We start from the raw sequence: 15,675 nt of genomic DNA, 5'->3' as shown, positions 1-15,675 counted from the left end.
GGAAAACCTTCCGTACAGGGAGACCGGCCGGGCGCGAGGGAGGCCGCGCCCGGCCGGGCCTTCGCTACAGCTGCCGCACCCGGATGTTGCGGAACTCCATCAGGTCGTTGTCACCGTGGTTCTGCAGACCGATGAACCCGCTGACGAACTGCCGGAAGTCGGTCGACGGATCGCCCGCCCGCGACGACTGGATCCCCGGCGCGTTCTCGAACTCGTTGATCACGACGCCGTTGCGGATGATCGTGTACTTCTGGCCGACGACCTTGACCTCGTACTCGTTCCAGGTCCCCTTCGGCTTCACGCCCGCCTGGTCCAGCGGCCGCGGGTCGAAGTTGTAGATCGACCCGGTCTTCTGCGGTTCACCGGTGGCCCCGTCGTACAGCTGGACCTCGTGTCCACAGTAGATCGCGACCCAGGCCTGCGACGTCTTCGCCGACCCGACGGTGCCGCAGCTGCCCGGCGGACGCTGCTCCAGCGGGGTGCGCGGGTCCGGGAACCGGACGAACACACCGCTGTTCGCGCTGCCGGTGGGGGCGATGTCCTTGAACTGCAGCTTCACCGAGAAGTTGCCGAACTGCCGTGCCGAGTACCACAGCATCCCCAGCCCACCGGACGGTCGCAGTGACCCGTCCGGCTGGATGGCGAACTGTCCGGACGGCGCCTGCGACCAGTTACGGAACGATTCCGCCGTGCCGTCGTAGATCGCGTCGTAGCCGGTGACGCCCTTGTTGCCGATGGGCGACGCGGCGGCCGCGGCGTTGATCTTGTCCGCCTCGGCCGCGTTCAGCACCCCGAGGTCACCGAGCCGGTCCACGGCCTGCGTGACGTGGTTGACGAACCCGGCGTGGGAGGTCCACGTGCTCTCGTCGTCGATCATGTCGTCGACCGTGCAGCCACCGCCGGCGTTCCGGTTGGTCACCCCGGTATCGGTGTCACCGATGCTCACCGTGGCACTGGAATCCGCCACGAAGCACCCCACGCTCACCGAGTTCCGCGTGGTCACCGTCTCGCCGTCCGCGTAGGTCACGGTCAGCTTGGCGGTGTAGAGCCCGGTGCGCGGGTAGGTGTGCCGCGGGTCGGCCTGCGTCGAGATCGTGCCGTCGCCGAACTCCCACTTGTAGGAGACGCCGCCGGACTTCGACCCGGTGAAGGCCGCGGTGAGCGGCTTGTTCTGCACCATGGTCGACGCCGCCGCGGCGGACGGGGTGGCCTCGCCGCCGATGTAGCTGATCTTCACCAGCTTCTGGTTGTCCTGCAGGGTGAAGAAGCCGCTGCCGTAGTCGAGCGCGTACAGCGCCCCGTCCGGACCGAACTCGGCGTCCATCCAGCTCTGCAGCTTCGTGTCGCCGCCACCGGACGGGATGATCTGCCGCACCGTTTCGGCGAACACCGGCGGATCCTGCTTCGGAACGCCGTTCGCGTCGACGGTGACCGCGATCCGGTTCTGCCCGTTGCTCTGGTCGCCGATGAACCACTTGTCGTTCCAGTACGACGGCCACGCGACACCGCTGGTGGTGTTGACCAGGTCACGGTGGTACGTCGGCCCGGTCATGACCGCCTGGCCGCCGCCCTTGAGGTAGGGCTGCGTGTAGGTGGCCTCGGCCGCGTTGTACGTCGGGACGGAACTGTTGGGACGGTTGGGGAACACCGGCCCGCCGCCGTCCGGCGAGTACCAGATCATGTTCTTCTTGACCGGCGGCAGGTTCACCAGGCCGGTGTTGCGCGGCGAGGTGTTGACCGGGTTGTCGCAGTCGTACCAGCCGGTGAGGACCGCGGCGTCGGTGCTGCTGCGGTCACGGTAGGGCTGCTTGTTGCCCATGCAGTACGGCCAGCCGTGGTTGCCCGCCTCGGTGATGATCGTGGCGGTCTCGTACTTGGCCGGGCCGAGTTCCGGACTCGGCGAAGACGCGTCCGGACCGACCCAGGCGGCGGTCAGCCAGTTGGTCTTCTTGTCGACCTGCAGACGCGAGATGTTCCGCACGCCCATCACGTAGATCTCGGGCCTGGTCTTGTTCCCGGGGTCGTTGGCCTCGGGGAACAGGTTGCCCGCCGGGTTGGTGTAGGTGCCGTCGGCCTCGGGGTGGATCCGCAGGATCTTCCCGTTGAGGTCGTTGGTGTTACCGGCGGTGCGGCGCGCGTCCTGGAACGAGACGCCCTTGTAGTCCTGGGTCCAGTTGTTGCCGGAGTATCCGTTGGAGCCCTGCGACGAGTTGCTGTCACCGGAACCGATGTAGAGGTTCCCGTCCTTGTCGAAGGCCATGCCGCCACCGGCGTGGCAGCAGCTGTGGATCTGGACGTCCCACGAGAGCAGGTCCTTGCGGGTCGCCTGGTCCAGCGTCTGCTTGGTCAGGTCGTAGGTGAACCGGGAGACCGTGCGCTTGCCGATCCGCTTGTCGATGTCGATCGACGCGTGCGGCATCCAGTAGGCGTACATGAAGCCGTTCTCGCTGAACTTCGGGTCCAGCTCGAGCCCGAGGAGGCCTTCCTCGTTCTTGACCAGTTCGTCGCCGCTGCCGCGGTTGCCCATCACCTTGAGCGTGGTGAGCAGCTTCGGCTTCTTGGTGACCGGGTCCCACTGGTGGATCGTGCCGCAGCCGGCGCCGATCTCCGGGTTGGTCCAGTCGTTCGGCGCGGGCACCGTGTTGCCGGCGCAGGCCGCGCGGCCGATGTAGAAGACCCGGCCGTTCGGCGCGATGGTCAGGCCGTGCGGTTCGCCGATCTGGTCCATCTGGCCCGGCTGGTTCTTCGCGGTCAGGCGTTCGACCTTGTAGTTGGCCGCGATGCCCGCCTTGCAGTCCCCGCGCACCATGCCGGTGGTCCATTTCAGCGCGCCGAGGATGTGGGTACGGAACTGGGCTTCGCCGTAGCTCGCCTCGGTCCGGCCCATACCGGTGTAGAAGGAGCGGCCGCCGTCGTAGTCACGGCACCACGAGATCGGGTGGAACGCGCCGTTGGCGCCGACACCCGGCTTGTAGCCCGCTTCTTCGACCTGCGCGACGGTGTGGACGGTGCCGACCGGGTTGACCTCCCAGTTCAGCCACCGGTCCGTGCGGACCCACTTCTGCGGCAGGCCCGCGGTGGCCGGGTTCGCCTTGTCGAGGACGTCGACCGTGGCCTGCGCCGGGTCGGGCTCGGGCGGCGGCGGGGTGGTCGACTGGTCCTTGAACAGTTTGAAGTCGGCCAGCTGGGTGGCCGATTCACCGGCGTTGGCGGTGATGTTCAGCCGGTAGTTCGAGTACGCCGTGGTGTTGGTGAAGGTGAAGGTACGGCTCTGGAACCGGTCGGCGAACACCTCGTTGGTGCGGGTGTCCAGATCGGTCCACGCGGTCCCGTCGTTCGAACCCTGCAGGGTCCAGCTCTTCGGGTCACGGCCGGCGAAGTCGTTCGCCGAGACGAGCGCGTAGCTGCTCACCGCGACCGGCGCGGCCAGCTTGTAGGCGATCCACGCGGTGTTCGTGAAGGCCAGCCACTTGGTGTTCTCGTTGTTGTCGGCCAGCTTGTCCTTGCCCTCGTTGGGCGCGTTCTCCGCACTCGCGGTGACCGAGGCGACGGCCTCCGGCGTGGGACGCGCACCCACCGGGCGCGCCCCGATCAGCCCGGAGAACCACTGCGAGCCGTCCTGCGCCCGCGCGGCGTCCGACAGCCCGAGGAAGCCCCCGCCCGCCTTCATGTAGTTCTGCAGCGAGGTTTCCTGGTCGCGGTTGAGCGTGATGCCCTGCGCGGAAAGGAAGACGACGCCGCGATACTTCGCGAGGTTCGCGCCGGTGAACACCGCGGGGTCCGAAGAGGACGACACGGTGATCCCGTTCGCCTGGCCCAGGCTCGCGATCGCGTCCGTGGCGCGCAGGACGGGGTCCTTCTGGTCCGCGGCGGTGCCGTGGAAGACCAGGACGTTCACCGGGACGTTCGTCGCGGCTTCGGCGGTCACCGGGGCGATGGCGAGGGGAAGCCCGGAGGTGACGACGGCGCCGACGGCCAGCGCGGCCAGTGACCGTCTGCGGAGCCGTCGTTGCGAAAAGATTCGTCTCAAGTTCTCGCTCCTTTCAAGTCTAGTGGTGGGAATGCGCCGAAGCGCCGGTGGCGTTCGGGGTCGCCGTCGTGGGGTGCTGATGACCCTTGAACCGGTCGATCGCCTCCTGGGCGCCCGCGGGCATCCCGCCGTCGGCGTTGCGGACCAGGAACACCCCGGACATGCCGTCGTCCGAGTGCTGCTGGACATGGCAGTGGTACATCCACGCGCCCGGCCCGACGCCGTCACCGGCGATCACCTGGAACCCGAAGGAGTTACCGGGGTCCAGGGTCTTGTTGTCGAGGATCGGGGCGTTGTCGGTCGCGCTGGTGAGCATGCCGGTGCGGGTGTCCGCCCAGCGGTGCGCGTGCAGGTGGAAGGTGTGCATCAGGTTGCCGTGCCCGATGCAGATGAACTCGACGCGTTCACCCAGGTTCGCCTCGAAGATCGGGGTGTTCGGGGCGACCTGGTGGTTGATCCACATCTCGGTGAACACCACGGTGAACTGCTTGCTGGGCAGCAGATCCCCGCGTTTGCGCACGATCAGGCCGCCGTAGAGGCCCTTCATCAGGCCGATGGTGCCGTGGTCGCCGTCGAACGCGTGGTCGTGGTAGTGCCAGTACCCCGCGCTGCCGGGCATCCAGAAACCGTTGGCCGCCTGGTAAGCCGTCCGCGTCTTCCAGGTGTAGGTCTTGGTCTCGTACGGCTTGTTGAAGGAGTCGTTGAACGGAGAGCCGTCCGACTTGGTGTCGTAGTTGACCCCGTGCGGGTGGATCGACAACCGCTCGTCGGTGTTGTTGACCAGCTCGATCACCAGCGTGTCGCCCTCGTAGCACTCCAGGAGCGGCCCGGGGATCGTCGGTTTACCGGGTTCCAGCCCGTAACCGACCCGGGTCGAACCGGGAACGTAGTCGGCGTACACCGTGATGTTGCGGGTCATCCCGGCCGCGGCCGCGGGTGACGAACCGGCGCTGGCCGACACCACGACCGGGGCGATGACCCCGGCCGCGGTGCCCGCGAGCATCGATCTGCGGGACAGCCCGCGTTTGTTCTTGTCCATTGTGGAGTCCCCAGTCAGAAGCGGACGTTACGGAGATAGGTGAATCCGGTCTGGGCGGTGCTCAGGGGATCCGTGGGGTTGTCGTGCTCGACGATGTACTCGTGCAGATTCGCGCGGGTGTTCCGGAAGATGCGGGGGAAGTCGATGACGCCCTTGCCGGGGTCGACCATCTTCCCGTCCGCCGTCCGGTCCTTGACGTGGTACTGGACGACGCGCGGAAAGTGCTGCCGATAAAGGGAAATCGGGTCGACGCCGCCCTCCACCGCCCAGAACAGGTCGATCTCCAGGTGCACGTAACGCGGATTCGTGTTCCTGGTGAGCACGTCGTACGGGCGCACGCCGCCGATGGGCGCGAACTCGTGCGCGTGGTTGTGGTAGCCGAGCGGGATCCCGGCCTTGCGGAACTTCCGCGCCGCCGCGTCGAGCCGTCCGGCGAACTGCGTCCAGCCGTCGATGGTGTCGAAGGCCGCGAACGGCACGTTGGCCCGGGTGTTCCCGAGGACCTTCGCGTCGGCGATCGTCTTGTCGATGTCCCCGTCGATGCCGACGTGCGTCGACGTCGCCCGGATGCGGTTCTTGTCGAGCAGACCGCGGAACTCCTGCGCCGTCCGGCCGTAGGTCCCGGCCAATTCGACCTTCCGGTAGCCGATGTCGGCCAGCGCGGACAGGGTGCCCGGCAGATCGGCCTCCAGCGCGGTGCGCAGGGAGTAGAGCTGGATGCTGATCTTGTCCACCGGGACCCGGCCGTGCCCGTGACCATGGCCGTGTCCCTGGGTCTCCGCCGTGCTCTCGGCCGACGGGGCCGCGTTCGCGAGACCCGGCAGGGCTACCGCCGCACCGACCGCGGCCGCCGCCGTCGCGGCACCTCGGAGGAGCGACCGTCGAGAGTGGAACCGCTCAGCTTCTTCACCGCACATGAAACCGCCCTCACTTCTGGTTGCTGAAAGCCGCGTCGAAGGCCGCCGACGGCTTGTCGAACAGGAGCCCCCGCAGATAGGTCACGGCTTCCGCCGCGCCCCGGAGCCGGTCCATGCCGGCGTCTTCCCACTCCACCGAGATCGGACCGGCGTAGCCGATCGAATTCAGTGCCCGGAAACAGTCCTCCCAGGGCACGTCGCCGTGCCCGGTCGAAACGAAGTCCCAGCCGCGTCGGGGATCTCCCCAGGGGAGATGCGAGCCGAGCCTTCCGTTCCGTCCGTCGAACCGCTTCCTGGTGTCCTTGCAGTCCACGTGGTAGATCCGGTCGGCGAAATCGAGGATGAAGCCGACCGGGTCGAGGTCCTGCCAGATGAAATGCGAAGGATCCCAATTCAGCCCGAACGCCGGACGGTCGCCGACGGCTTCGAGCGCACGCTTCGTGGTCCAGTAGTCGTAAGCGATCTCCGACGGGTGGACCTCGTGGGCGAACCGCACGCCCACCTCGTCGAAGACGTCGAGGATCGGGTTCCACCGGTCCGCGAAGTCGGAGTAGCCGTCGTCGATGACCGCCTGCGAGACCGGCGGGAACATCGCGACGTACTTCCAGGTCTTCGAGCCGGTGAAACCGATCACCGTGTCCACGCCGAGTTTCGCCGCCGCGCGGGCGGTGTCGGCCATCTCCTTCGCGGCCCGCTGCCGGACACCCTCGGGCTCACCGTCCCCCCACACCCGGGAGGGGATGATGGCCTGGTGGCGTTCGTCGATCGGGTCGTCACAGATGGCCTGGCCGACGAGGTGGTTGGAGATGGCCCACACCTTGAGGCCGTGGTCGGCGAGCAACTTCAGCCGTCCCGGCACATAGTCCTCTTCGGACAGTGCCCGGTCCACCTCGAAGTGATCGCCGGAACACGCGATCTCGAGGCCGTCGTAGCCCCATTCGCTGGCCAGCCTGCACACCTCGGTGAACGGGAGATCCGCCCACTGGCCGGTGAACAAGGTGATCGGACGGCTCATCAAGACTCCTTCTTTGGCTTGTGTGAACCCGCGGCCGCGATAGACGTCGGCAGGGCGCAGCTTGAGAAATCACGTCACTACGGGTGAACGGGGCGCCCTGCCACCGCGATCGCGGAGCCTTCGGCTGGGCGGGTTCACGCATGTGGTCACTTCTTCGGGTTCACCTCGGCTCCGCCCCCAGGGCGCTCGAAGGTGATCGCGTCTACGTCGAACAGACCGCCGGAACCGCCCTTGAACACGAGGAACAGCGGGCCGGTCCCACCGGGGTCGGTGATCGCGGCGGCCGGGATGTCGGCATACGTGTCCCAGCCGCCGGTGTTGGCGACGGTGACCGTCTGGACCAGCGGGCCGTCCACCGCGCCCGAGCGGACCTCGATCGTGCCGCCGGCGCCACCGGAGGAGACCCGGTAGCCGATGCCGCTGACACCCACGAGGTTCACCGGGTCGAATTTGATCCAGTCACCGGCTTCGATGTGACCGACGCGTTTGCCGCCACTGGCGCCGTCGTGCCCGACGACCTCGATGCCGCTGGACTGGGTGTAGAACTCCGCCTGCTTCAACTTGGGCTGCAGCAAGGATTCCGCTTCGCCGGTCAGCGCCGGGACGCCGTTGCCGCCGTTGTCGGTGTAGCTGGCGTTGATGACACCGAACACGTTGGCGTCGGCGCCGTGGCCCTCGTCCGCCGGGGTGGCGATGGTGCCCTCGCAGCCGGTCGCGCGGCTGAGCGGATGCCCGTGACCCTCGTGACCGAGGATGTATTCGACGGTCACCTTCGAGCAGTCGATCGGGTTGTCCTCGGCGTCGGTCACCTCGACCTTGAACGGGACCGTGTCACCGAAGCTGAACACGCTGCCGTTGACCGGGGTCTTCAACGTGACCACCGGCGCGGTGTTGCCGACGGTGACCACCGTGCTCGCCGCCCCGGTCAGCCCGGTGGGGTCGGTGACCGAAAGCTTCGCCGTGTACTGGCCGTTCGCGCTGTAGGTGTGCGTCACCGGGCCCGCTTCGGTGGAATCGGTCGTTCCGTTCCCGTCGAAGTCCCAGGCGTAGGTGAGCGCACCACCGTCGGGGTCGTTCGTCCCGGCCGGGTCGAACTTGACGGTCAGTGGCGCCTGGCCCGACGTCTTGTCCGCAGCCACCTGGGCCACCGGCGTCCGGCGTCCCTTGGTGTAGTCGATGCGGTAGACGGCGGATTCCTTGGAGCCACCGAAATAGCCGGTGCCGTAGTCGAGGACGTACATCGCGCCGTCCGGGCCGAACTCGACGTTCATCGGGCGGACCAGGTCCATCGAGTCGAAGAACGGTTTGATGGCGCCGCGCTCACCGTTCGGGCCGACGGTGATCTCCTTGATCCAGCCGCGTTCCCATTCGTAGGCGAAGGTCTTGCCGTTGAAGTACTCCGGGAACTTCGTCTGCGACGGGTTCTTCGCGTCGAACCGGTAGACCGGGCCGCCCATCGGGGACTCCGGACCGGTCCCGAACTCGGGCACCGAACCGCCGTCGTAAGGAATCCACGCCTTCTCGACCGGGGGAAGGTCGGTCAGCCCGGTGTTGTGCGGACTGGTGTTCTTCGGCTTGGCGCAGTCGAAGGCCGCACCGGACTGCTTGGTGGCGAAGTCGTAGTCGATGAACGGCTGGTTGTCACCGACGCAGTACGGCCAGCCGAAGTTGCCCGGCTTCTTGATCAGGTTGAACTCGACCGTGCCACCGGGACCGCGCTTCGGGTCGGCCGCGCCGGCGTCGGGCCCGTAGTCGGCGAGGTGGATCCAGCCGGTCTTGCGGTCGACGGCGAACCGGAACGGGTTCCGGAAGCCCATGGCGTAGATCTCGGGCTTGGTCTTGGCCTTGCCCTTGGGGAAGAGGTTGCCCTGGGGCACGGTGTACTTGCCCTTGGCGTCGACCTTGATCCGCAGCACCTTGCCGCGCAGGTCGTTGGTGTTGCCGGAGCTGCGCTGCGCGTCATAGACCGGGTTGCGGTCGGCGCGCTCGTCGATCGGGGTGTAACCGTCGGAAGAGAACGGGTTGGAATCGTCCCCTGTGGACAGATACAGGTTGCCCTTCGCGTCGAAGTCGATTTCGCCGCCGGCGTGGCAGCAGATACCGCGTTCGGCCGGGACCTGGAGGATCTCCTGCTCGCTCGCGAGGTCCAGGTTGTTCTCGGCGTTGAGCTTGAACCGCGAGAGCTGGTTGTAACCCTTGAACGGCGCGAAGTCGGCCGGAGTGCCGTTCTCCGGCGCGTCACCGGCCGGGGTGTTCAGCTTGGGCGCGTAGTAGAGGTAAACCCAGCGGTTCTTCGCGAAGTCCGGGTCGATCGCGACGCCCTGCAGGCCGTCTTCGTCGTGGTTGTAGACCGGGATCGTCGCGGCCAGTTTGGTCGTCGCGCTGGAGCTGGTGTACCAGACGCGCCCGTCGCGCGAGGTGTGCAGGACGTCGCGGTTGGGCAGTACGGAAAGCGCGATCGGCTCACCGGTCTTCTCTTCGCCCTTGGCCAGGGTGATCTGGTCGAAGTCCGCGTCGACCGGGTCTTCCTGGGTCTCCTTGGCGCAGCCCGCCTCGCTCAGTTTGGTGGCGTACTCGATGCCACCGGCGAGGTGGTCGCGGAAGGCCGGTTCGGCGTAGGACTCCTTGGTGTGCCCGCCGCCGGTGTACCAGGAGCGGCCGCCGGAGTTCTCGTGGCACCAGGCGATCGGGTGGTCGCCCATCGCGCCGTCACCGGGCTGGTAGCTCTTCTCGTCGAGGCTCGCCAGCACGTGGACGTTGCTGCGCGGGTTTTCGCGGTAGTTGTACCACTCGTCGGTGCGCGGCCAGGTTTCCGGAAGTCCCGCGGTGGAAACGTGGTCGTGGTCCTCGACCTTGACGTTCGCCTTCTGGATCTGCGGATGGGACTTGAAGTACGCCCCGACCAGCTGGCCGTACCAGGGCCAGTCGTATTCGGTGTCGGAGGCGGCGTGCACACCGACGTACCCGCCGCCTCCCTTCACATACCGTTCGAACGCGGCCTGCTGCTCCGCGTTGAGCACGTCACCGGTGGTGGAAAGCCAGATGACGGCGTTGAACCGCTTGAGGTTCGCGTCGGTGAAGGCCGCCGCGTCCTCGGTGGCTTCCACCCCGAAGTGTTTCTGCGCACCCAGTTCCTTGATCGCCTGGATCCCGGCGGGGATCGAGTCGTGACGGAAACCCGCGGTCTTGGAGAACACGAGCACCGTCGCCGCTTCGTGCGCCGATGCGCTTTGCACCGGTAGCGCGACGCCTGTCAAAGCCGTGACCATCGACGTGACGAGCACGCCTAGTCGTCGTTTCAAGGACATAGCAGTGGCGATCCTTTCGATGAGCGGCGGCGATCAAGGAACGGAATGCGGGTGGAGCTTCCTTTCGTGAAGTGGTGGCAGGGAGGGAGGGTGCGGGTGGGTGGTGGGTCGGGGTGGTCGTGAGTGGCGATTCGGGTTAGAACCCGAATCGCCACTCACGACCCGCTGGACCGAAGTAGTCGTTACGCCCGAGCTGACTTGAGGTGTTGCGAAAGCCACTTTCGCAACGTTGGGGGTTGCGAAAGTGGCTTTCGCAACGTCGGCACCGGCATGTTTCCTCCTACTTCAGGCCTTGCAGGGAAAGGAGCAACGGATGCACGTCGGTGGCACCGATGCGGCCGGACGGCTGGAAGGCCGGGTCGGAGCAGAGCAGCACCGGACCGTCCTCAGTGGAATCCGGAAGCCGTCCGTGCGAGCCGCGTACCCAACGCGGGTCGGTCGGGACGACGTCCATCGCGTACCGCAGCCCGGCGAACTTCTTCGCCAGGTTGAGCCCGGCCCGCGCCTTGGCGAACTTGTCCTCCGGGTCGAAGAACAGCTCGGCGGGGTCGTAGCCCGGCTTGCGATGGATCTCGACGCCGCGTGCGAAGTCGGGCTTGCGCGCGTCGTCGAGCCAGTAGTAGTAGGTGAACCAGGAATCCGGTTCGGCGACGGCGACCAGTTCGCCGGCGCGTTCGTGGTCGATCCCGTACTTCGCCTGCGCTTCCCGGTCGAGGACCTCGTCGACACCGGTCAGTTCGCCGACGATCGACCGGACACGCTCCACATCGGACGAGTCGCGGACGTAGACATGCGCGACCTGGTGGTCGGCGACGGCGAACGCGCGCGACGCCCACGGGTCGAGATACTCCATGCCCGCCTGGGTGTAGACCTCCAGCAGGCCCTCGCGACGCAGTGCCCGGTTGATGTCGACCGGCCTGCTGACGTTCGTGATCCCGTACTCGCTGAGCGCGACCACGGTCGCCCCGGCGTTGCGGGCGTCGTCGAGCAGTGGCGCGAGCGCGTTGTCCAATTCCCGCGCCGCACTCCGGGCCTGCGGCGCGTCGGGACCGAAACGCTGCAGGTCGTAGTCCAGATGCGGGACGTAGGTCAGCAGCAGGTCCGGGCGCTTCTCGCGCAGGATCTGCCGGGACGCGCCGATCACCCATTTGCTCGACTTGATCGACGCCGTCGGTCCCCAGTACTGGAAGAGCGGGAACTCCCCCAGCTGCCCGGTCAGCTGATCGTGCAGTTCCGGCGGGCGCACGTAGGCGTCCGGGGACTTGCGGCCGTCGGCGTGGTAGATCGGCCGCGGGGTCACCGTGACGTCGGTGCTCATCCCCATCGCGTACCACCAGCACACGTTCGCCGACGTGTAGCCGGGGTGCGCCGCCCGCGCGGTCTCCCACAGCTTCTCGCCGCCGACGAGCCGGTTGTGCTGGCGCCACAGGAAGATCTCACCGAGCTCGCGGAAGTACCAGCCGTTGCCGACGATCCCGTGCTGCGCGGGCATGAGCCCGGTGAGGAACGTCGACTGCGCGCTGCAGGTGACGGCGGGCAGTACCGTGCCCAGTTCGGCCTGCCAGCCGTCGCGGGCGACGGCGGACAGTTTCGGCATGTCCCGCAGCGCCTTCGGGGTCAGCCCGACGACGTCGATGACGACCAGCGGCTTCACGCGGAAACCCCTTCCTTGACGAGGTTCTGCTGTGCCCACTCGAGTTCCGCGGCGATCCCGCCGACGAGGTCGCCCGCGTCCGGGAGCACGCTCCAGGTGTAGGTCTCGACCTCGACATGCGGTTCACCGGGCAACCCGGCGGCGACCGTGCGCAGGACGTCGGTCGTGGTGGCCAGCGGCGCGGCCGGGGCCTGGTGCAGCGGCATGTGGAAATGCACACGCCACGGCCCCTCCCCCGGCAAGTCCGTCCATGCCTCGGGCAGATCGTCGGCCTTGTGCACGACACCACCCGAAAACTCGCGGACCTGATGCAGATAGCGCGGTTCGGCGAAAGCGGCCAGAGCCTCTCGCGCCTCGGCCGGCTTCTCGACGTGGAGAGCTGCCGACGCCTGCACCTTGACGATGTCCACATCGGACGCCGCGATCGCGGCCAGGGTCTCCGCCGGGTCGGCGAACGACACCGCGAGGTGACAGGTGTCCAGGCACAGCCCGACGTACTCCGGGTCGACACGGCCGGACAGCCACGCCAGCGCGTCGGCCACGGTGTCGAGCACACAGCCGGGCTCCGGCTCGACGGCCAACCGGATCGGCCGGTCCCCGGTCGCCCGGATCGCGCGGACGACCTGTTCGAAGGCCGCCGCGGCGGCGTGGTCGTCTTGGTCGTTCCACGGTTCACGCCAAGCCAACGGCAGAGTTGAAATACTGCCGTAGGTGGCGTCTTCGGCGAGCAGGTCCGCGAGCACGGTCACGCAGTCGATCGTGTAGGCGACCCGTTCGCTTTCCGTCCACAGAGGACGGTAGACCGCGTGCTTGACGACCTCGTCGTGGAAACCGCCGTACGGGAACGCGTTCAGCGTGTAGACGCTGAGCCCACGCGCGTCGAGTTCGGCACGGAAGTCCTTGCGTGCTTGGGCGTCGTCGGCGAGTCCGCGCGCGACCGGAGCGGAAAGCCACAGTCCGACGCCGAGCTTGTCGGCGCCCAGCCGCTCACGCACCGGGAGCGCGTACCGCTCCAGCTGCGCGACGATGCCGGCGACATCCTCGGCGGGGTGGACGTTCGTGCAGTAGGAGATCATTTGCGGGCACCTCGCAGCACCGAGTTGCCCTCGAAGGTCGCGGCCTCGCCGGTGAAACCGGGCAGCGGGTCGAGCGTGAGCCGTCCGCTTTGGCCGTAGAAGTCGACGGGGTTCTGCCACAGCACCTTGTCGACGTCGGCCTCGGTGAAGCCGCCGTCGAGCATCGCCTGCCCGGTTTTGGCGGTCTTCAGGGGATCCGAGCGGCCCCAGTCCGCGGCCGAGTTGACGATCATGTTGTCGAGTCCGTACTGGCGCAGGATCTCGACCATCCGGTGTTCGTCCATCTTGGTGTCCGGGTAGATGGAGAAACCCATCCACGCGCCGGAGTCCTTGACCAGTTTGACGGTGACCTCGTTGAGGTGGTCGACGACCACGCGCTCCGGCGCGACCCCGGCCTCCCGGACGACGTCCAGCGTGCGCTTGGTGCCTTCCAGCTTGTCGCGGTGCGGAGTGTGCACCAGCACCGGGAGGTCGTGTTCGAGGGCGAGCGCGAGCTGCTGCGCGAACACCTCGTCCTCTTCCTTGGTCATGGAGTCGTAGCCGACCTCACCGACCGCGACGACGCCGTCCTTGGCCAGGTACCTCGGGAGCACGTCGAGCACCTCGCGGCAGCGGGGGTCGTTGGCCTCCTTGGGGTTCAGCGCGATCGTGCAGTGGTGCCGGATGCCGAACTGCGCGGCGCGGAACCGTTCCCAGCCGATGAGCGCGTCGAAGTAGTCAGTGTACGAGCCGACACTGGTGCGCGGCTGACCCAGCCAGAAGGCGGGTTCGACGAGAGCTCGGACGCCGGACGCGTACATGGCTTCGTAGTCGTCGGTGGTCCGGGAGGACATGTGGATGTGGGGATCGAAGATGCGCACTGTGCTAGTTCTCCTTGAGGAGTTCGAGGGCGTCGGCGGGAACGTCACGTCCGGCCGCCCTGCGTTCGTCGGCGAAGTCGGCGAGCATTCTCCGAAGCTCGTCGTCCGCGCGGGAAGTGAGATCCGCGACGGCGGCCAGCGGCACGCCGACGAAAACGCATTTCAGGACGCCGTGGCGCCAGGTGTGGTCGTCCAGGAACCGGGCGAAGGCCCCCATCGCGGCGGCGACCAGGCGGATGTCGTTGGCCCGCAACGCGTCCTGGACCAGTCGGACACCGGTGTCGACGACTTCGCCGTCCGGGGACGCCAACGAGTTGAGCGCGCGCAGTACCCCGCGCCGCTCGGCGTCGTCCCCGTAGCGGTAGAGGTCCCGCAGCTCCGTGGCCAGCGCCGAGGAGTCGAGGACGTCCGCCAGCACGGTGACGAGCCGGACCCGGGCCCGGTCGTCGAGAGTGCCGTGGACCAGACCCTGCGGATCGGTCTCGGGCCGCAGTGCCGCCCGGCCGACCTCGCGGCCGACGGCCGGGAAGAGCGCGCCGACGATCGACGGCTTCTCCCGGATCCGGCCCTCCGCCTTGTTCAGCCACGTCTGCGGCATCGCGGCCGTCAGCGCCTCGAACGCACGGCGGGCGGTGTCCGGTGCGGCGTGGCTGTGCCGGGGCAGTTCGACCGCGGCCAGTCCCGTGTAGCCGATCTCCGCCAGCGCGGCGAGCGTCCCCGGCAGATCCAGATGCCCGTCGCCGAACTCCAGATGCTCGTGGACCCTCGGCAGCATGTCGTCCAGTTGCACGTTCCACAGCAGCGGCCCGGCGAGACGGACACAGTCGGCCGCGTTGGCCGGTTCGACGGCGACGCAGTGCCCGACGTCGAGCGTGACACCGAACAGTTCCGGTTCGCCGAGTTCCTTGCGCAGGTCGAGGACCTGGCTCAAATGCTGCACGAGGTGCCCGGGTTCGGGTTCCATGGCCAGTCGGACGTTCAGCCGCGACGCGTGTTCCAGGACCGCCGCGACGCCCTCGCGCAACCGGGTCCACGCGACGTCGTCGTCCACAGTGCTGTCAAGAGTCGACACACCGGACCAGAACGACACGCAATCCGCGCCGAGATCGCCCGCGATCCGCAGCGCCCGCGCCAGGAAGTCGATCCGGGGCGCGGGATCGTCGGACAGCAGTGTCGGCGAGTGCTTGCGCCACGGGTCGAGCAGGTAGCGCGCACCCGTTTCGATCACGACGCGGTTCAGGCCGAGCGCCGAAAGCCGCGAGGCCACGTGGTCGACCTGGTGCGCCAGATCGTCGGCGAACGGGTCGAGGTGGTCGTGGTCCAGGGTCAGCGCCACCCCGGTGTAACCGAGGTCGGCGATCACCGCGAGCGCGTCGTCGAGGCGGTGGTTGGAGAACCCGTTGGTGCCGTATCCCAGGGAAAACGTCATGTGGGGCTCACCTTCCGCGACAGTTTGCGGGCGATCGGCAGCGCGGCGGCGACCAGCGCGGCCCCGAGCACCGAACCCTTGGCCGTGACCGCCGCCTGCAGCGGCACCATGCCGTGGATGCCGGTCTTGGTGGCGGTGCGGACGGACTTCGCCGACGGGTCGCGGACGGCGTCCGCCTGCGCCCGGCCGACCATCCCCGCGTATCCGGAACCGGCGGCCATCGAGGCGATCCGGTGCCAGCCACCGCGGGCCGGACCGGTCAGTGCCAACGTTGTCGCCGCACAGCTGGTGGCGAGGGCGGCACGCGCCGTACCCGGGTTCGCGCCGTGCACTTCCCCGGTCGAGAG

The 15,675-nt window shown here is 67.8% G+C and carries 9 protein-coding genes and 1 pseudogene; all 10 read right to left on the bottom strand.

Annotated elements, in window-relative coordinates; all coding sequences use genetic code 11:
- Positions 1-64: 64 nt before the first annotated feature.
- Positions 65-4,030: a ThuA domain-containing protein gene (locus tag H5J31_RS21830; RefSeq protein ID WP_181774480.1), complete on the bottom strand. Its 3,966-nt coding sequence runs from the start codon at positions 4,028-4,030 to the stop codon at positions 65-67.
- Positions 4,031-4,049: 19 nt separating this feature from the next.
- On the bottom strand, positions 4,050-5,069 hold the full coding sequence (locus H5J31_RS21825; protein ID WP_181774479.1) for a multicopper oxidase domain-containing protein: 1,020 nt from the start codon (positions 5,067-5,069) through the stop codon (positions 4,050-4,052).
- Positions 5,070-5,083: 14 nt separating this feature from the next.
- Positions 5,084-5,986: a sugar phosphate isomerase/epimerase family protein gene (locus H5J31_RS21820; RefSeq protein WP_181774478.1), complete on the bottom strand. Its 903-nt coding sequence runs from the start codon at positions 5,984-5,986 to the stop codon at positions 5,084-5,086.
- Positions 5,987-5,996: 10 nt separating this feature from the next.
- Complete coding sequence (locus H5J31_RS21815) at positions 5,997-7,001, bottom strand: sugar phosphate isomerase/epimerase family protein (RefSeq protein WP_181774477.1); 1,005 nt, start codon at positions 6,999-7,001, stop codon at positions 5,997-5,999.
- Between the two features lie 146 nt (positions 7,002-7,147).
- A complete protein-coding gene (locus H5J31_RS21810; RefSeq protein ID WP_181774531.1) occupies positions 7,148-10,270 on the bottom strand; it encodes a ThuA domain-containing protein in 3,123 nt (1,040 codons plus the stop codon).
- Between the two features lie 319 nt (positions 10,271-10,589).
- Complete coding sequence (locus tag H5J31_RS21805) at positions 10,590-11,963, bottom strand: alkaline phosphatase family protein (protein WP_181774476.1); 1,374 nt, start codon at positions 11,961-11,963, stop codon at positions 10,590-10,592.
- Positions 11,960-13,039, bottom strand: coding sequence for a metabolite traffic protein EboE (gene eboE / locus H5J31_RS21800; protein WP_181774475.1), 1,080 nt, complete (start codon positions 13,037-13,039; stop codon positions 11,960-11,962). The genes H5J31_RS21805 and eboE overlap by 4 nt, the downstream gene beginning before the upstream one ends.
- A complete protein-coding gene (locus H5J31_RS21795; RefSeq protein ID WP_181774474.1) occupies positions 13,036-13,899 on the bottom strand; it encodes a TatD family hydrolase in 864 nt (287 codons plus the stop codon). Before H5J31_RS21795 ends, eboE begins: the two co-directional genes overlap by 4 nt.
- A 4-nt stretch (positions 13,900-13,903) precedes the next feature.
- A complete protein-coding gene (locus H5J31_RS21790) occupies positions 13,904-15,328 on the bottom strand; it encodes an EboA domain-containing protein (protein WP_181774473.1) in 1,425 nt (474 codons plus the stop codon).
- Positions 15,325-15,675: pseudogene (locus tag H5J31_RS21785) on the bottom strand (SCO3242 family prenyltransferase); the annotation flags it as partial. The pseudogene H5J31_RS21785 and the gene H5J31_RS21790, both read right to left, overlap by 4 nt.

It is taken from the genome of Amycolatopsis pittospori (assembly GCF_013870525.1).
GTDB classification, from domain to species: Bacteria; Actinomycetota; Actinomycetes; order Mycobacteriales; family Pseudonocardiaceae; genus Amycolatopsis; species Amycolatopsis pittospori.
This window is presented reverse-complemented; position numbering and strand designations above follow the sequence as displayed.